The following is a 17,076-nucleotide window of genomic DNA, read 5'->3' on the forward strand; positions in this document are numbered from 1 at the left end:
CCCCCGATGAGGAAACCAGCGACTGGAGAGCCGTGTGCGGGAAAACCGCACGCACGGTTCGGAGGGCGGGGAGGAAACTTCCCGACCCCTATCGGAAGGTGGCTGCTAAAGACTGGGCGTTAGCGGCTGTTCGTATTACCGCTGGTTCTTGGCCACGGTTAGCAGTTGCTGTTTGACCTGCGGATCGTTCTTCGCGACGCGAATGACGTTGGTATATTCCTGCACGGACAGACCGCGCGACTGGATTGCCTGCACGGCTTCCGCGTTGGCCTGGGTCGTCAGGGTCTGCTTTTGTGCAGGCGGAGCAGAGTCTATCTTGCCCTGATATTTCTCCTGCACCATCGCTACGTCGTGTAGCGCCGCCCCAGCCTTGTTGATCGTCGCCGCATCAGGTTTGGCCGGAACCGATGTGGACGGGCTCGAAGGATCGGGTGCCGCCAGGGCCAGCACGGGTGCCAGGCCCAGAGCGGCGGCAACCGCCAATGCCAGGACACGCCGCACTACAGCGCCTCCCGAGCGGCATCCACCAGCCGGCGTTCGAGGTCCTCATCGCCCTCCGCGGCACTCAGCACGGCGTTGTAATCCTGAACCGTAAGCCCCTGCTCATCGATCGCCCGTTTGGCCGCATCTTGCGCATGGTCCGCCAGGGTTCCCCGGACATCGTCCGAGTTCTCGGCCTCGGCCTGCCTCAGATAGTCCTGCTGGATGCGCGCGATATGGCCCGCGGCCATACCGACCTTGGTCACGACGTCCTGCGGCACGCTGGCCGGGTTGGTTTCAAACGCTGCCATGGTCCTCTCCGTTATTGCTTCAAGGTGCGATCCAGACGGATCACAGGGATTCCAACGGGGCGATGCCGATCGGGTTCAACAAAAATCGGGCCGGTCTTTGCGGATTACCGCCAACTCGCTGTAAGAAGGCGGCAATCCAGCCCGAGGAAATCGTCATGGCCCCGCCGCCCGTCATCCGCCTGCACCCCGAGGATAGTGTGGTGATCGCCCGAGCGACGCTGCTGCCGGGGGCGCCGGTCGGTGACAATGTGCGGGCGACCCAGCGCATCCCCGCCGGCCACAAGGTCGCGGTCCGAGCCATCTCCCGCGGTGAGGCGATCCGGCGTTACGGGCAGGTCATCGGTTTCGCCTCCGACGGCATCGCGCCGGGGCAGCATGTGCATGTGCATAACTGCGAGATGGGCGATTTCGCCAAGGACTATGCCTACGGCGTCGATGCTCGTCCGACGGATTTCTTCGAGCCGGCCGCCACGTTCCAGGGCATCTGCCGGCCGGACGGCAAGGTCGCCACGCGCAACTACATCGGCATCCTGACCAGCGTGAACTGTTCGGCGCATGTCGCCGGCGTGGTCGCCGACATGTTCCGCCGCAATCCGTTCACCGGCGACGATCCGCTGGCCGACTTTCCCAATGTCGACGGTGTCGTCGCGCTGACCCACAAGACCGGCTGCGGCATGACCCAGGACGAACCGCTGCGCGTCCTCCGCCGCACCCTCGCCGGTTATGCTCGGCATCCGAACTTTTCCCACGTCATCGTCCTCGGCCTGGGCTGCGAGGTGAACCAGATCGGCGGCCTGATGGAGGAACAGCGTCTCGCCGGCCGGCTGAAGGCGATGGACATCCAGACCGTGGGCGGCAGCCGCAAGACGGTCGCCGCCGGCGTGGCGTTCGTGAAGGACATTCTGGCGGAATCCAATAACGTCACCCGCGTCGCCGTGCCGGCATCGGAGCTGACGGTGGCGCTGCAATGCGGCGGGTCCGACGGTTACTCCGGCGTATCGGCCAACCCGGCGTTGGGGGCGGCGAGCGACCTGCTGGTGCGCCATGGCGGCACGGTGATCCTGTCGGAGACGCCGGAAACCTACGGCGCCGAACATCTTCTCACGCGCCGCGCGGTGTCGCAGGAGGTGGGTGAAAAGCTCGTTGGCCTGATGCGCTGGTGGGAGGATTACACCCGTCAGGAAGGCGCCGAAATGAATGCCAATCCGTCACCCGGCAACAAGGCCGGCGGGTTGACGACCATCTTGGAGAAGTCTCTGGGCGCCATGGCCAAAGCTGGCAGCACCAACCTTGTGGACGTGGTACGTTACGCCGAGGAGGTGAAGGCCCGCGGGTTCGTGTTCATGGACACGCCGGGCTACGACCCCGTCGCCGCAACCGGCCAGGTAGCCGGCGGCGCCAACCTGGTGTGCTTCACCACCGGCCGAGGCAGCGTGTTCGGCTGCAAGCCGGCGCCGTCGATCAAGCTGGCCACCAACACGCCGATGTTCAAGCATATCGAGGACGATATGGACGTGAACTGCGGCACCATCCTCGATGGCGACGAAACGGTGCAGCAGGCCGGCCAGCGGATCTTCGACCTGATTCTGCGCGTCGCGTCGGGCGAACGGACGAAAAGCGAGCAGTTCGACTTCGGCGCGGCCGAGTTCGCCCCTTGGGTACTTGGGGCGACGATGTAAGACGCCAAAGCTTACCTCGAACCGCAACCATCCTCGTCACGCCAAGGAAACACCGCCACATGCCAGCAGTCACCGTCGAAGATCGCGGCGCGATCTCCATCATCCGCATCAATCGGCCGGAACGTCTGAACGCCATCGGCCAGGCTGTCGCGGTGGAGATGCAGCAGGCTTTCAAGCAATTCGACGCCGACCCGGACAAACGCGTCGCCATTCTCAGCGCTGTCGGCAACCGCGCGTTCTCCTCCGGCGCTGACATCAACGACCTGCCGGAACTGTGGCGTGCCATCCCGAACGTCGGGTTCCACACCGACAAGCCGATCATCGCCGCGACCTCCGGCTGGGTGGTCGGCGGCGGCCTCGTCATGGTGATGATGTGCGACCTGCTGGTTTCCACCCAGGACACCCAGTTCTACTACCCCGAGGCCAAGCTTGGCACCACCGCCGGCGGCATCAGCTCCCTGGCCGCCCGCATGCCGCATCACCTGGCGATGGAAATCATGCTGCTCGGCTCGAAAGTCCCCGCCCAGCGCGCCTACGATGTCGGCTTCGTCAATCGCGTCGTGCCCAACGGCGAGCATGAAACGGAAGCCCTGGCGATGGCCGAACAGCTTCTAGAATCCGCCCCGCTGGTGATCGGCGCCCTGAAACGCCTGGTCAACGAAGTCATGCCAATCGGCCCGATCGAGCGTATGGTGGCGACCACCCAGACGATCGCCAAGGTCCGGCAGTCGGATGACCTGCAGGAGGGTATTCGTGCCTACAAGGAAAAGCGCAAGCCTCGCTTCACCGGCAAATAATACCGTCTGGCGAAAAGAGTGACACATCCGCGCTTCGCCTGGTCATCTTCGCGCTGGTCCGGAAGATCGCCTGAACCGGCGGCCTGTGCGGAGATGTCCGTGCCACGCCGGAGAACGGCGTCGAGGAAGCCGCATGTGATTGCCACCGCCGATTGCCATGAACTCGGAACCGCGGAACCCCGATGAAACTGTCCGACCGGCTGCACTGCCCGAACTGCAAGGGCCGTCTTATCTCCGTTTCCGCCGCCCTTCCCACTGGGTTTTCCGCCGATGCACTGCGGTGCGTCGATTGCGAACGGGCAGTCCGGGTGGTCGACGGAATAGCTGATTTCGTCGGCGACCTGCTTGAATCGCAGGGCAATCCGGATCGCTACCGGGGCGACCTTCGCTTGAACGAGACGCGTGCGGTTGGGCTTTTGACGCGGCTCCAAGCCACCGCCGGCGACCGCTGGCCCGGCTTCCTGGGCGACACGATCGAATTCGGCTGCGGTCGAGGCGAGATGACCCACGCCCTCGCAGCCGGCCAGGGCGTCCGCAGCCTGCTGGTACTCGATACGCAGATCGAGATGCTCCAGGCATGCCGGATACGGCTCGCGCCGCCTGGTTTCGGTCCTGATTGGCCGATCGCCTATGCGACGCTCAATGGAGACCGGAATGCGATTCGCGATGCGGTGGCTGATACGGTGGTGGGCATGGGCCTGCTGTCCGGGATCGGCGACGTACGCGCTTTCCTGGCGATGGTGTATCGCGTCTTGAAACCGGGCGGCCGAGCGGCTTTTGTGGTGCCGAATCGCCGCTATCATGAGGCGATGTGCCTGGCGATGGCGGAGGCGCTTGTGCAGCGGCGCGCGCGCGAAGGTGCCTGGCCGGAGGGTAAAGAGTCCGCGCTGGAAATACTCGCGGCCACGAAGCGGCTGCTGGTCCATCGCGACGAGCCGAAGTTCCTGTCCAGCCTGAGCGAGAAGCATTTGTTCGACAGCGAACGGCTGGAGGATATGTGCCGGGAAGCAGGGTTCTCGACAGCCGAGATGCTGCCGCTGGAACCCGATCCGGCCGGAGCGGACACAATACGCCGGGTCTGCCAGGAAGCCGGGGCGCCGGACAGCTTCTTCGACACGTTCGGCCAGCTTGCCGCGAGTGCCGGAAAATCGTTCTTCGGTCTGCTGGGGCGGCAGGATGCGTCGGCCCCCATGCTGCTCTGGCTCACCAAGGCTCCGGGTCCGGATGTGCGCATCTTCACGCCTTACCCCGCACCGCCGCCCGCGGATTTCGTCGGGCCCGAGGTCGCGTTGGGGGGCGTTCCGCCGCGTTGGTCGGTGGAACTGCTGGCTCGCGACACGCCGGACGGCGTCCTGGTATCAGTGGGTGGGTGGTGCCTTTGCAACGCCGACGTGCGGTGGATACGCCTGACGCTTGATGGTGTGGCGGGGCAGGCGCCGGTCTGGCGGCCGCGCCCGGACGTGCATGACGTGCTCAATCGCAGCGGTCTGTACCATCCGCTGAATGCGCTGTGCAGCGGATTGGCTGAGGAGATTTTGTTCGAGGGCGTGCATGCCACCGACAATGCCTGCACGCTCCGGCTGGAGGTCATATTGGCGAGCGGCCTTGTGGTGACCGGCCCGGCGCCCGAAACGCTGGTGATGAATGAGCAGATGGTGATCGCCTATTAGGATCGGAACGTCTCGGGTGAACGTGACGCGGATGCTGGCCGTGCTGATCGCATTCGCACCGGTGGTGGTGTTCGCCGCCTCGCCCCGGGAAGCAGACACACGCCGCGACCTGCGCGATGCCCAACGTCTGAACAGCGAGCAACTCGCCGCGCGCAAGGATGCGGCCGACCGGGCCGCTCGGGCGGCGGCCGAATCGCTGCGGCTGGCGCAGCAACAGGTGGATGCAGCGGCCAAGCTGCGGCAGGCGGAAGCTGCGACGAGCGCCGTCGCCGCCCAGATCGACGACCTGGCCAAGCAACGGCGGCAGGCGGAACAGCGGGTCCAGGCCCGGGCGGCGGCGATGCAGCCGCTGCTGCCGCTGATTGAACGTTTGTCGCTCTATCCGGCGGAGACGCTGCTGGCGGTGCCGGCGCCTCCCGATGCAGCCCTGCGTGGCGTGCTGGTCCTGCAAGGCCTGTCCCGGCAGATGGAAATCGAGACCGAGGCGCTACGCCGCGACCAGGCGGCCGTGGATGCGGCGGCGGATGCGCTGCGGGAGGAAGCGCCGCATCTGGCCGAGGCCGAGGCGGAGCAGAAGCGCCAGGCGGATGCGCTGGATCAGCAGATCGCCAGTGCCCATGCCGAACAGGCGGCCGCGGAGGCCCAGGAGAACCAGGCGGCCAGCCAGGCGGCGGCGGCGGCGGCGCGCATGGACACGCTGCGGTCGGCGCTGGTGGCGCTGGACGCGCAGCGACGGGCGGATGAGGCCAGGGCCCGCGAGGAGGCAGCCCGCGCCGAACGGCAGAAGAATGCCGCCGAGGCACAGGCGGCGCGGGACCGGGAGGCTGTGGCAGCGCGTCCGACCGGCGCAGGAACCATCGCTTCCGGCGCCGGGCCGCATGGGCAGTTCCAACCGCCCGTTATCGGGGTTGTGGTGAAAAGCTTTGGCGAGCAGACCGATGGTGGTCCGGCGACCGGCGTATCCTATCACGCGCCGCCGGGTGCCCATGTCATCTCCCCCTGTGGCGGGCGGGTGGTATTCGCTCAAAGCTTCCGCAGTTACGGACTGCTGCTGATCGTCGACTGCGGCGGTGGCTTCCACGTGGTGTTGGCCGGCTTCGATCGGCTGGATGTGAAGTTGGGCCAAAGCCTGGTGGCAGGGGAGCCGGTGGGGGTGATGCCGACCTGGGAACCGGGATCGGAGGCGCACCGGCCCGCCTTGTACGTGGAGTTGCGGCATGATGGGGCGCCGGTGAATCCAGCGCCATGGCTGCGGCCCAGCAGTTGAGCGGTTGTTGCCACGACGAATGTGCATCGCGCGCTGAATTCCCGATGCCGCGCGACCGGAGTGATGCGCTTAGAGCGTGATGACCAGAGGCGGAATCGCCGGAGGTCTGAATCACGCGATCAAACAAAGAGTTAGAGTTGAATGACTGAGCGAAAGCGAAGTCGCTCAACCCTAAGGCATGCTTTTCGCGGCAATTCGGCGATGCCGGCGGATCAGGTCTTTGCCGACGTTGATCATAGGCGTTTCGATCAGGCGGTATGTGCACCAGGATGCGGCCACGACGATCGGTATGATGCAGACCAGGGCGCATGCAAAGGCCACGATCGAGAACCAGCCGGTCACATGAAAGTTGACCCACGGAGACGCCCAATCGGCAACTACTTTCAGCACCGCGAAATGCAGCAGGTAGGCACTGAAGCTGACCCGCCCGGTCAGCGCCACGGGCCTGTTGAGGAAAAGGCCCGATGGGCTTCGTGCCAGGGCAAGGACGAAGACTGCCATCGCGAGACTGACCAGCAGGAACGTCGGCGGTAGCGGCATACGCAGGTTAAGCCACTGCGGCGTCGGGATGAAAGCGCAACTGGCTACGGCCGCGACGGAAGCCGTCATGATCAGCTTCGGGTAAGCCGCCAGAACAGAGCGGCGACCGCGATCCCGGTCCAGCAAGTGGAACAGGCAGAGGCCGAGCGCGAACACGCTCATCTGGTTGGGAAACCAGAAATAGAGGAAATTGTCGGCGGGAACGGCGCCGAACGTGGCCTCTAGCGAAGGCCAGGCCAACGCATTCAAGGCCGCGCCGGCGAGCAGCGTGCCCAGGAACAAATAGACCGCCCGGGAAAGGGACGTGATGGTGCAGGCAAGGATGGGGAAGACGGCATAGAATGTGAATTCGACGCCGATGCTCCAATCGCCCGGCACAACGATCCAGGAACCCGGTGTCGTCCCCATGAGAACCGGATGCCAGACGTTGACGAACAGATAGGTTGCCGCTGCCTGAACCGGGTCGAAGCCACCGGTTGGCGGTTCCAGCCAGAAATACAGCACCGACGCGAGATAGTAGGCGGGCGCGATCCTGAAGAGCCGGCGCACGAAAAACGCCCCGACGCTGGCGGAACCGTCCCGGGCTTTCTCGTACTGCCATGACATCATCAGGGTGACGGCGCTGGCCAGGAAAAACAGTTGCACGCCGTGCCATCCCAGCACCGTCACCCGATGCACGGGATAGGGCAGCCCAGGAAACAGGTAGGTCGCGTGGCAGAGTATGACGAGGAGAATGGCGTAGCCACGTACACACTCGATGTAGGCGAAATGAGGCCGCTGCCGCTCGCTCACCAACGCCTCATGTGTTGGGCGCCCGTCTGGCGGGTACGCTCGGGAACCGACGGCGGGCGGATACCCGGCAGCCGTTGGCACCTCCGCCGATCGCACGGGGATGCTTCGTGTATCGGGCGGGGACGACGAGTTGCATAGCGTCGGCAAACTGGCGCATTCAAGGGTCGATAAGCAAGTGCCGGAGAAAGGCATCGCGAACGCCGGTACCGCCGATGCCGGCCTGTCGCACGCCACATCTTACGAAATCAACACTGGACGGCGGCGGGTTTGCTGCGCGACAACAAGATGACTCAAGTTTGCTCGCATCGGATCGGCCCGTCAGGTGTATAGGTGCCGGTCATGCGCTCCGGAGTGATCCCGGGGTGCCGAAGGGAAAGATAGCATGGATTTCCGCGCTCGGCGTTGGCGCTTCGGTTTGCTGATTGGTACTGCCTTCGTGGCTGGCGCTGCCCTTGGTCCCAGCCTGGGTGCGCTCGACAGCGCTTTCGCGCAGGACAGCAGCCATACGGACATGTATCAGATGCTGAAGGTTTTCGGCGACGTGATGCAGCGTGTCCGCGCTGATTACGTCGATCCGGTGAACGACAAGGACCTGATCGAGAACGCGATCAACGGCATGCTGACCGGGCTCGACCCGCATAGTTCCTACATGAATGCGAAGGCGTTCAAGGACATGCAGATTCAGACCAAGGGCGAGTTCGGCGGCCTGGGAATCGAGGTCAACGAAGATAAGGGCATCATCAAGGTCGTCTCCCCGATCGATGACACGCCCGCGGCCAAGGCCGGCATCAAGCCGGGCGATATCATTACCGCGCTGGACGGCAAGACCCTGATCGGCATGTCGCTGAACGACGCCGTGGACAAGATGCGTGGTCCGCCGAACTCCAAGATCGTGCTGACGATCAAGCGGCCGAACATCGACAAGCCGATCGAGATGTCGTTGATCCGCGAAGTCATCAAGATTCAGGTGGTGAAATCGCGGATGGAGCCGAATGACATCGGCTATGTGCGGCTGTCGCAATTCACCGAACAGGCTGATTCCGGCATCAAGCAGGCAGTGAAGACCCTTGCGCAGCAGAGTGGCGGGAAGCTGCGCGGCCTGGTTCTTGACCTGCGGAACAACCCGGGTGGCCTGCTGGATCAGGCGGTGGACGTGTCGTCCGATTTCATCGACCAGGGGGAGATCGTTTCGACTCGGGCGCGACATCCGGATGACAGCCAGCGTTGGGATGCCAAGGGCAGCGACATCCTGCATGGTGCGCCGATGGTTGTGTTGATCAATGGTGGGTCGGCGTCCGCGTCGGAGATCGTGTCCGGCGCGTTGCAGGACCACCGGCGTGCGATCCTGCTGGGCACTCGCAGCTTCGGCAAAGGGTCGGTGCAGACCGTGATTCCGTTGCCGGGCGACGGTGCGATGCGCCTGACCACGGCGCGCTATTACACCCCGTCCGGCCGGTCCATCCAGGCGCTGGGCATCACACCGGAAGTGCATGTGCAGGAGACCGCCGAAGAGCCGGCGACATTTGGTGGCGAGCACGAGGCGGACTACAACAAGATACTGACCAACCAGGGTGGCACCGGTCCGGACGCCCTGCCGCCGCGCACCGACCTGCCGCCGATCGTCAAGCAAATCCCCGAAAAGCCAGCGGCGGATTTCCCGAAATTCGACCCCGCGAAGCCTGACGCGACGGACTTCCAGTTGCAGCAGGCGTTGGTGCTGATGCAGGCAATGGTGGCGCAGAAAAGCGCCTCCGCCAACTGATCTGACCCCCGTGGCGGCCCCGTCCTTTGGAATGTTGCGGTCGGGCGGGTTCCTGGCGGGGTGGCGCGGACTGCGGCGGTTCTGGGTCCTGGTATTATTGGTACTGAGTGCCGGGGCTGGCGTGATCGAAATGCTCGGGCCGCAACCGCAGCCGGAAATGGTCGCGATGGGGCCGGTTACCCATACCGATCCGCTTCCGGCCAAGTCTGTACCGCCAGCGATGAAACCCGCGCCGCCAGCGGTCAAGCCTGTCCCTGCCAATGTACCGGCGCATCCCGAGCCGCAACCGAAACCGCCGGCCATGCGGCCGGGCCGGACCACGGCGGGACCCATCGTCGATCCGGATCCGTCGTTGCAGGAGCCGTATCCAGGTGGGAAGAATCTAAGTCTGCCGCGGATTTCCGAGGACGGCAGGGCACCGATGGCCACGTATGCGGCGGGGTTTGACCCGTCCAACCTGCGTCCGCGGGTCGGTATCCTGATTGCCGGGATCGGGATGAGCCAAGCGGAGAGCCTGTCCGCGATCAAGGACCTGCCGGGGGGCGTGACCCTGGTGATCTCACCTTACGCCAGCAATATCAGTCACCTGCTGGAGGTCGCGCGGATGACCGAACACGAATATCTGTTGTCGATTCCAATGGAGCCGGATGGATACCCGGTGAATGACCCCGATGACCGGCACGCGCTGATGACCTCGCTACCATCGACTGAGAACCTGGATCGCCTGCGGTGGGTGCTGTCGCGGCTTGCAGGCTATGTCGGGGTCACCAATGCGTTGGGGCAGATGCATGGAGAGCGGCTGTCGGACATGCCTAGTCAGCTAAACCCCGTTCTGACCGAGGTCGCCCATCGTGGCCTGTTGTTCGTCGATGCCCGGACGGGCCAGCCGTTGTTGGCGGATGCCTGGAACCGGTCGGTGGATGTGCAGATTGATGCGGATCCGGTGGATACGGCGACGCTGGACCAGCGGTTGGACGCACTGACGCAGATGGCCTTGGAAAAGGGGGCGGCGCTGGGACTGGTCTCGGTGCCGCGACCCACGACGTTGGCGCGTGTGGCCGTCTGGACCAATACATTGGCCGAAAAAGGCGTGGCGCTCGCCCCGGTCAGCGCGCTGGTGCGGCCGCCAGCGCAACAGGGAACGGGCCAATGAGCGATCTGCCGTACCGCCCCAACGTGGGCGCCGTTCTGTTCAGTCGGACCGGGTTGGTCTTCGTGGCGCGCCGAGCCAACATGCCGAACGCCGAAGGGCCGGCTGGCGGCTGGCAGTTGCCGCAGGGCGGCATCGATGAGGGTGAAGATCCAGGCACCGCCCTGTTGCGGGAGCTGGAGGAAGAAATCGGCACCAGCAAAGCCGAAGTGATCGGCGAACATCCGGACTGGTTGACCTATGATTTGCCGCCCAACCTGCTGGGCATCGCCTGGCGCGGCCGGTATCGCGGCCAGCGGCAACGCTGGTTTGCCCTGCGGTTTACCGGCGAGGACAGCGATATCCGGCTGGATCTCGATCCCCATCCCGAGTTCGATGCTTGGCGCTGGGTGCCGCTGGCGGGGCTGCCGTCGCTCGCGGTGCCGTTCAAGCGGACGATTTACGAGATATTGGCGGAGTCCTTCGCCCGGTTCGCGCAACCGGTGGGATAAATCAGCGGCTCACCATGCGATCGTCTGTCCGGTGCCACCAACCGCCCCCGAGCGCCTGGAACAGTGCCGCGGTGTCGGTGAGGCGATTGGCCTCGGTCTGCACCAGGGCCAGGCGAGCCTGCTGATGGGTGTTCTCGGCATTCAGCACCGCCAGGTAGGCGACCTGACCCAGATCGAGCTGCTTCCGAACGATGGCCAGGCTGCGGGCGGCGGCGGCTTCAGCGGTGCTGGCGGCTTTCAGGGCATCGGCATCGGACTGTAGCGCCCGCAGCGTATCGGCCACGTTCTGGAAGGCGGCGATCACCGTGGCTTTGTATTGCGCCGCCGCCTGATCGAACGCCGCCTGCGCCGCGCGCTGCTTATGCAGCAGAGTGAATCCATCGAAGATCGGCCCCGTCACGCCGCCGGCGATCGTCCAGAAATTCGTGCCCGGCGTGAACAAGCTACCTGCCGAACTGGCACTGTTGCCGATATCCGCCGTCAGCGTGATCTGCGGGATGCGAGCCGCGACGGCCTGTCCGATCTGGGCGCTGGCGGCATGCAGGTTTGCCTCCGCCTGCAGGATATCCGGCCGCTGCTCGACCAGTTTCGAGGGGACGCTGACCGGCAGGTCCTTCGGCAGCGCCAGGCCATCCAGATCGAACGTCGCCTCCACTTCCTGGCTTGGGTAACGGCCGGCGAGGGCGGTCAAGGCATCGCGCTGCTGCGCCAACTGCTTCCGCAGCGGCGGCAGCAGCAATTGCGCCTGCGCCAGAGCAGCCTGCTGCGCCGCGACGTCGGCGCCAGCGGTCTGCCCCAGCGCCATCTGACGGTGCAGGATGTCCAGCAGCGAGGCCTCGACCTTGATGGTCTGCTCTGTCGCCGCGATCTGGCCGCGCAGAGACGCTTCCTGCACTGCGCCGGTCACGACGTTGGCGGTCAGTGTCAGATAGGTCGCCTCCAACTGGAATCGCTGGCTTTGCTCCTGTGCCGCTGCCGACTCCACCGCTCGTGTGTTGGCGCCCCAGACATCCGGTACGAAGGACACGTTCAGTTGCGGCGTGATCAGGCTGTAGTAGGGATTGGCTGTCGGACCAGCGGGCGACAAGGTCGCCGTCGGCGTCAGGTTCCGGCTGGCATTCAACTCTCCCTCGATGCTGGGAAAGAACGCGCCGCGCTGCGCCAGTACGGTCTCATGTGCTTGCCGCAAGGCCGCCTGGGCGGCTGTCAGGTTCGGATTGGCCGCCAACGAGTCGCGGATCAACGCGTTCAGCGGTTCGGAATGGAACACGTGCCACCACTCGGCTGGGATATCCATGTCCGAGACGAAGCGCTGCGCTGAGCCGTGCCCCACCGGTGCCGATACCGTCTGTGGGGGCAGCGCATCCCGTGTGTAACCAGTGACGGCAGGCGGGTCGGGTTTCCGGAAGTCCGGCCCGACCGTGCATCCGGCAACACAGACCGCAATCAGGACGATCCTGCCCAAGCCGCACTGGCTTGGCGTTGCCGATCGCTTTTCGCCTGAAGGACACATCGATAGGCACCGGGACGAAGGAAACAGCGCAGGACTACGCCATGACCCCCGCCCAGCGCCAGCGTCATCCGCGGTTCGGCCAGAACCCCCCCGCACCCCGCGGCATCGTAAACCCGGCCCCCAGCGTGCGGAACTTGTCGGAAATACCGGCCAGCCGGTTGTCCCAGTCCTGGTTGATCGGCTGGTTCTCGGCCAGCGCGTGGAAGCGCACCATCATCATGATCAGGAACAGCGGCTTGATGAACGCCGACCGCAATGTTCCCGCCAACAGGATGGCGATCAACACCGTGACCACGCCACCACTCTGCCGCACGCTGGCCGGCAGCATAACGGTGATCAACCCGGCCGGGGCCAGCAGCAGAAGCCACAGCACGAAGGTCAGAACACGCTCCTGGATCACGATCCAGACCGCGGTGATCAGGATCGGCTTCGCATTCTGCGCGTAATAGATCAGTCCTTCCCGTGCGCTGGTCCATGGGTCGCCGTCATTGCGGGCCAGATTGTAGGACAGCAGGACCTTGTCGATATAGCGCGTCGCCGCCCGCAGGATGATCGTGAGAAGGTTGGACAGGCTCTCCAGCCCCGGGATCGGGATCAACTGGTCGATCCAGTCGAGCGTGCGATGGAAGGCATTGACGATGCCCCGCACCAGCATGCTGAAGCCGAACAGGATGTTCACCTCGCCGAAGCGCTGGATCACGATGCGCTTGCCATAGCTCAGCATCGACTCGGAGCCGTTGCCGACCTGGCCACGGGTGATCAGTTCGGTCAGCACGGCGACATGCCCGCAAGCCAGCAGATGCAGCGCGTAGCGCAGGACCGTGCCCCAGAACCAGCCGATACCGACGACACACATCACGAACCACACGACACCGAACGCGCCGGCGATGTGATTGCCCAACCAGGCGGCGCCACCGAAGGTGACGACGATCCAGATGATGCACGCGATCGAGTAGGCCAGCAGGATGCCGAACCGGGCGATCGCATACGGCAGGCTCCTGATCAGCAGTCCGATCGCGGTGCCGAGGCTATGGCTGCGAACGGCCAAGCCATAGCTGTGCCGGACCGGCGGCGGGACTTTGGCCCATACGGTCTCATCAGACCCGAAGCCGGCGCTTTCTTCCGACACAATGACACCTCGGTGACGTTCCGAGGCGATCATCGGTTGATTCTAACATTGCTGTAAATATTTTCGTATGCGGACCGGTTGGTCCGTCCCAGCCTGTCAGGCCGGATGTTTGGTCGGTTCCCGCACCAGATACCGGCGCAGAACATCCATATCGGGATCGCGACCAAGCCCGGGGCCGGTCGGCACAGTGACCTTGCCATCCTTCGCCTGCACCAAATCGTGATAGGGGCTGGCTTCCAGGTCGACGAACAGCCGCTCGAACGGCGAGTCCGGGGCGAGCGCGGCATTGACGTGCAGCGACGCCAGGAAGCCCGCTCCGAAATACGCATTGTGCGGCACCAGGCGCACGCCGAACGCCTTCGCCAGTGCGGCGATCTCGACCATGGCGGACGGGCCGCCGATCTTGATGACGCTGGGCTGGGCGATGTCCTGCGCCCCCGCCTCAAACGCCGTTCGGAAGTCGTGAAGGCCGGCGGCATTCTCCCCCGCGGCGATGGGGATGCCGCCTTCGAGCCGGACCCGGGACATGCCTTCATGGTCACCGGGCGGCCACACCGGTTCCTCCAGCCATGTCAGGTCGAGGTCTTCCAACTCGCGTGCCATCCCCAGCGCCTGCCAGACGGTCCAGGGACAGTTGACGTCGACCATCAGCCTGGCGTCGTCGCCGATGGCATCCCGAGCGGCGGTGATTTCCGGCGTGGTGATCTCGTGCAACTTGAAGTCGCGGTAGCCTTTGCCGGCCGCGCGCTCGCAGGCGGCGGCGACCTGGGCCGCCTCGCCGTAACGCAGCAGGCTGGCATAACAGGTCATGGATTCGATCGGGGAACCACCGAGCAGACGCCACAGCGGCTGGTTGGCGGCTTTGCCGGCGATGTCCCACAGGGCGATGTCGAGGGCGGATAGGGCGAAGACGTGCGGCCCGTTACGGCCGTAGATGTGGAACGCTTTCCCGAGCCTCTGCCGCAGCCCGGCGATATCCCGAGCGTCCTGTCCCAGGATCGCGGGCGCGAGCTGCGTGTCCAGCACGGTCATCGTGGCCGCGGCGGTGCCGTGACCGAACGCCTCACCCCAACCGTCGATGCCGGCATCGGTGCGAATGCGCAGCCAAACGGTGTTCATCATCTGCCAGTTGAGGCCGCCCATGACCTTGGGTTTGCCGCCCATATCGAACGGGGTCTGGGTCCAGTAGGTCTCAACGGCGGTGATTTTCATGGGCGGGGTCCTCCTGCGGCGATTGTGGGCCGGGAGGAGGAGAAGGGCTAGGGGTTGGGGGTGGTTGTCCGGGAGGCCTGTTGCGTCATTTTGCAATGGGGGGCATGCCGGGATGGTCTACTTCGGCGGCGGCGAATGCCAGGGAGGCGCGGATGTTCTCCAGTTCGAGGTGGCGCCGCAGAACGGCGCCACCGATTGCCTCATGGCAGCCGAGGCTATTACTGCCCGGCCCACTCCACCGCATCGGCGCCCGCGGGGATGCGCATCGGGCTCGATGGATCGTTCGCCGCCCGCCATACCGCCTCCGCGACGTCCATTGACAGAGTGACCTTGGTCGACTTCTCCCATCCCTCGAAGACGCTCTTCACCAAATCGGCGTAGGGTTCGGGAAAGCCCGCCTGCATCCGTGACCGAGCATTGTCGCCAAACTTCGTCTCCGGCGCCCGGCCTGGAAGCACGATCCTCACCCGCACGTTGAACTGCTCGAGTTCCAGGGCCAGGGATTCCGTGAAGGCATTCACCGCGGCTTTGCTGGCCGTGTAGATGGAAAGCAGGTGGAGCGGCTTTACTGTCACGCTCGAGGTAACGTTCACGACGACCCCGGCCCTTCGTTGTCGAAATTGGGGCAGTACCGCTTGCGTCATCGCGATCGTGCCGAGCGTATTCGTCTCGAATATCTCGCGAGCGGTCTCCATCGGGGTGCCTTCCACGGCATTTAGGAAGCCGATGCCTGCGTTGTTGACCAGGACATCGATTGGCCCGGCGGCCTCTATGGCCTGGCGAATGCTCTCAGGATCGGCGACATCGAGGGCGAGGATCCCGAGATTCTCAGAGCGCGGCAGAATATCTTCGCGCGGTTTGCGCATCGTGGCGATGACCTTCCAGTCGCGTTCGAGGAAATACCGAGCGATCTCGAGGCCGAACCCCGATGAACAGCCGGTTATCAGGATGGTTTTCATGGACTCTGTCCTCTGGGGGGGTGGCGATATCCGGAAAGGTGGGCCGCCGTCATCGGACGTGCTACCGTCGAAAATCCAGATATCGTTTATGGAAGTCCAGAAATGGCCACGTCAGGAGACCCCCTTGCCGATGTCGTGACTCTTCTCCAACCGGCGGCGCCGTTTTCCAAGCTCCTCACGGGTGCCGGCGGCTGGGCTATCCGCCGCACGGAATTCGGCCAGCCCTTCTACTGTGCGCTCCTCGACGGATCCTGCCACCTGCTGGCCGATGGGCATGAGCCGGTCACTCTTCAGGCGGGCGACTTTATCCTGATCCCTTCGGCACAGACTTTCACGGCAACGAGCCTGGAGCCCGCGACATCAATGCTCGTCGATGAAGCGCCGATCCAACTGCCGAATGGGGAGTTCAGGCTTGGCACCCCGACCGGCCTCCCCGACGTCCGCATGCTGATCGGCTACTGCACCTTCGGGTCGCCGGATGCCGCGCTATTGGTGTCGTTGTTGCCCAAGCTCGTCATCGTCCGCGGCGAGAGGCGGCTGACCACTCTCATGCAACTCGTAAGGGACGAATCCCGCGAGATGCGTCCCGCGCGTGACGTCATCCTGATGCGGCTCCTTGAGGTTCTTCTGATCGAAGCCCTGAGATCGACGGTGGGCACCGACGCCTCACCCGGATTGCTGCGCGGTTTGGCCGACGCGCGCCTGGTGATGGCGTTGCGCAAGATGCATGAAAGCCCGGCTGCATCCTGGACGGTTGCCCAACTGTCGAAGGAAGCCGGTCTCTCACGCTCGACTTTCTTCGAGCGCTTCAGCCGGGCAGTCGGCGTGGCGCCCATGGAGTACCTGCTCTCCTGGCGCATGGCTTTGGCGAAGAACCTACTCCGGCGGAACGAGGTCAGCATCGGCGAGATCGCGGAGCGTGTCGGCTACAGCTCGCAGAGCACGTTCACCGTCGCATTCACCCGCCTAGTAGGATCGCCGCCGACGCGCTTTGCACGCGAGCAGGTCAAACCGACTTAGAGCGTTGCGCATGAGATTCGAGATACGGGTCGAGCACTCATTCATCAGACGGAACACTAGCGACGCGCTCCGCGGCAATGTTTGCTGCCGAGAAGCGGCCAACCGCCGTTGTCTCAATGTATGCCCGCTATTGGGGAATGAAATGAGGCTGACAAACGTTTGGTGTGGGCGCAAATCAGCCGTCGAAAGGCCGAGTCATTTATGTCTGGTTTCCACCAACGAAAGACTTTCGACATACCCCATCATCCCCCACCACCCCCGTCTTGACCGCGCTCCGTACCCCTCCCACTCTCCGCCGCAACAG

At 64.5% G+C, this 17,076-nt stretch carries 15 protein-coding genes; 8 read left to right on the top strand and 7 right to left on the bottom strand.

Annotated features, from left to right (window positions below):
* Window positions 1-135 precede the first annotated feature (135 nt).
* Entirely contained in the window at window positions 136-501 is a 366-nt protein-coding gene (locus tag GSQ89_RS03175) for a DUF4168 domain-containing protein (protein WP_158921955.1), read from the bottom strand.
* Window positions 501-791 carry a DUF4168 domain-containing protein gene (locus GSQ89_RS03180; protein ID WP_158921957.1) on the bottom strand — a complete coding sequence of 97 codons (291 nt, stop codon included), beginning with the start codon at window positions 789-791 and terminating at the stop codon, window positions 501-503. The genes GSQ89_RS03175 and GSQ89_RS03180 overlap by 1 nt, the downstream gene beginning before the upstream one ends.
* A gap of 155 nt (window positions 792-946) precedes the next feature.
* On the opposite strand from GSQ89_RS03180, the gene GSQ89_RS03185 reads away from it, so the two are divergent.
* From GSQ89_RS03185 to GSQ89_RS03200, 4 genes are all read left to right on the top strand, one after another.
* Window positions 947-2,470, top strand: coding sequence for a UxaA family hydrolase (locus tag GSQ89_RS03185; RefSeq protein ID WP_158921959.1), 1,524 nt, complete (start codon window positions 947-949; stop codon window positions 2,468-2,470).
* Window positions 2,471-2,529: 59 nt separating this feature from the next.
* Window positions 2,530-3,267, top strand: coding sequence for an enoyl-CoA hydratase/isomerase family protein (locus GSQ89_RS03190; RefSeq protein WP_158921961.1), 738 nt, complete (start codon window positions 2,530-2,532; stop codon window positions 3,265-3,267).
* Between the two features lie 182 nt (window positions 3,268-3,449).
* Window positions 3,450-4,937 carry a class I SAM-dependent methyltransferase gene (locus GSQ89_RS03195; protein WP_158921963.1) on the top strand — a complete coding sequence of 496 codons (1,488 nt, stop codon included), beginning with the start codon at window positions 3,450-3,452 and terminating at the stop codon, window positions 4,935-4,937.
* A 16-nt stretch (window positions 4,938-4,953) separates the two neighbouring features.
* Window positions 4,954-6,204 (top strand): murein hydrolase activator EnvC, encoded by a 1,251-nt coding sequence (locus tag GSQ89_RS03200; RefSeq protein WP_158921965.1) that lies wholly within the window; start codon window positions 4,954-4,956, stop codon window positions 6,202-6,204.
* A gap of 171 nt (window positions 6,205-6,375) precedes the next feature.
* On the opposite strand, the gene GSQ89_RS03205 is transcribed toward GSQ89_RS03200, so the two are convergent.
* Complete coding sequence (locus GSQ89_RS03205) at window positions 6,376-7,536, bottom strand: acyltransferase (protein ID WP_158921967.1); 1,161 nt, start codon at window positions 7,534-7,536, stop codon at window positions 6,376-6,378.
* A 382-nt stretch (window positions 7,537-7,918) separates the two neighbouring features.
* Here GSQ89_RS03205 and GSQ89_RS03210 point away from each other — a divergent pair, with 382 nt between their 5' ends.
* From GSQ89_RS03210 to GSQ89_RS03220, 3 genes are read left to right on the top strand one after another with little or no spacing between them, the layout of a single operon-like run.
* Window positions 7,919-9,298, top strand: coding sequence for a S41 family peptidase (locus GSQ89_RS03210; RefSeq protein WP_158921969.1), 1,380 nt, complete (start codon window positions 7,919-7,921; stop codon window positions 9,296-9,298).
* A 10-nt stretch (window positions 9,299-9,308) separates the two neighbouring features.
* On the top strand, window positions 9,309-10,451 hold the full coding sequence (locus GSQ89_RS03215; RefSeq protein WP_158921971.1) for a divergent polysaccharide deacetylase family protein: 1,143 nt from the start codon (window positions 9,309-9,311) through the stop codon (window positions 10,449-10,451).
* Entirely contained in the window at window positions 10,448-10,939 is a 492-nt protein-coding gene (locus tag GSQ89_RS03220) for an RNA pyrophosphohydrolase (protein ID WP_158921973.1), read from the top strand. Before GSQ89_RS03215 ends, GSQ89_RS03220 begins: the two co-directional genes overlap by 4 nt.
* Before the next feature lies 1 nt (window position 10,940).
* On the opposite strand, the gene GSQ89_RS03225 is transcribed toward GSQ89_RS03220, so the two are convergent.
* From GSQ89_RS03225 to GSQ89_RS03240, 4 genes are all read right to left on the bottom strand, one after another.
* A complete protein-coding gene (locus tag GSQ89_RS03225) occupies window positions 10,941-12,404 on the bottom strand; it encodes an efflux transporter outer membrane subunit (protein WP_216855988.1) in 1,464 nt (487 codons plus the stop codon).
* Between the two features lie 112 nt (window positions 12,405-12,516).
* On the bottom strand, window positions 12,517-13,614 hold the full coding sequence (locus GSQ89_RS03230) for a hypothetical protein (RefSeq protein WP_158921977.1): 1,098 nt from the start codon (window positions 13,612-13,614) through the stop codon (window positions 12,517-12,519).
* Window positions 13,615-13,677: 63 nt separating this feature from the next.
* The gene (locus tag GSQ89_RS03235) at window positions 13,678-14,793 is read right to left on the bottom strand and encodes a mandelate racemase/muconate lactonizing enzyme family protein (protein WP_158921979.1); all 1,116 of its coding nucleotides are present in this window, start codon (window positions 14,791-14,793) and stop codon (window positions 13,678-13,680) included.
* A gap of 218 nt (window positions 14,794-15,011) precedes the next feature.
* Entirely contained in the window at window positions 15,012-15,752 is a 741-nt protein-coding gene (locus GSQ89_RS03240; RefSeq protein ID WP_158921981.1) for an SDR family oxidoreductase, read from the bottom strand.
* A gap of 102 nt (window positions 15,753-15,854) precedes the next feature.
* Between GSQ89_RS03240 and GSQ89_RS03245 the strand changes: the two genes are divergently transcribed.
* A complete protein-coding gene (locus GSQ89_RS03245; RefSeq protein ID WP_158921983.1) occupies window positions 15,855-16,772 on the top strand; it encodes an AraC family transcriptional regulator in 918 nt (305 codons plus the stop codon).
* Window positions 16,773-17,076: the final 304 nt, after the last annotated feature.

The sequence above is a fragment of the Acidisphaera sp. S103 genome (genome assembly GCF_009765975.1).
In the GTDB taxonomy this organism is placed as follows: Bacteria; Pseudomonadota; Alphaproteobacteria; order Acetobacterales; family Acetobacteraceae; genus Rhodopila.

Bases quoted from the DNA above. Each gene is read 5' to 3' on its own strand.
- GSQ89_RS03180 (WP_158921957.1), bottom strand. From the start codon at position 791: ATGGCAGCGTTTGAAACCAACCCGGCCAGCGTGCCGCAGGACGTCGTG.
- GSQ89_RS03185 (WP_158921959.1), top strand. From the start codon at position 947: ATGGCCCCGCCGCCCGTCATCCGCCTGCACCCCGAGGATAGTGTGGTG.
- GSQ89_RS03190 (WP_158921961.1), top strand. From the start codon at position 2,530: ATGCCAGCAGTCACCGTCGAAGATCGCGGCGCGATCTCCATCATCCGC.
- GSQ89_RS03195 (WP_158921963.1), top strand. From the start codon at position 3,450: ATGAAACTGTCCGACCGGCTGCACTGCCCGAACTGCAAGGGCCGTCTT.
- GSQ89_RS03210 (WP_158921969.1), top strand. From the start codon at position 7,919: ATGGATTTCCGCGCTCGGCGTTGGCGCTTCGGTTTGCTGATTGGTACT.
- GSQ89_RS03220 (WP_158921973.1), top strand. From the start codon at position 10,448: ATGAGCGATCTGCCGTACCGCCCCAACGTGGGCGCCGTTCTGTTCAGT.
- GSQ89_RS03230 (WP_158921977.1), bottom strand. From the start codon at position 13,614: ATGATCGCCTCGGAACGTCACCGAGGTGTCATTGTGTCGGAAGAAAGC.
- GSQ89_RS03235 (WP_158921979.1), bottom strand. From the start codon at position 14,793: ATGAAAATCACCGCCGTTGAGACCTACTGGACCCAGACCCCGTTCGAT.
- GSQ89_RS03240 (WP_158921981.1), bottom strand. From the start codon at position 15,752: ATGAAAACCATCCTGATAACCGGCTGTTCATCGGGGTTCGGCCTCGAG.
- GSQ89_RS03245 (WP_158921983.1), top strand. From the start codon at position 15,855: ATGGCCACGTCAGGAGACCCCCTTGCCGATGTCGTGACTCTTCTCCAA.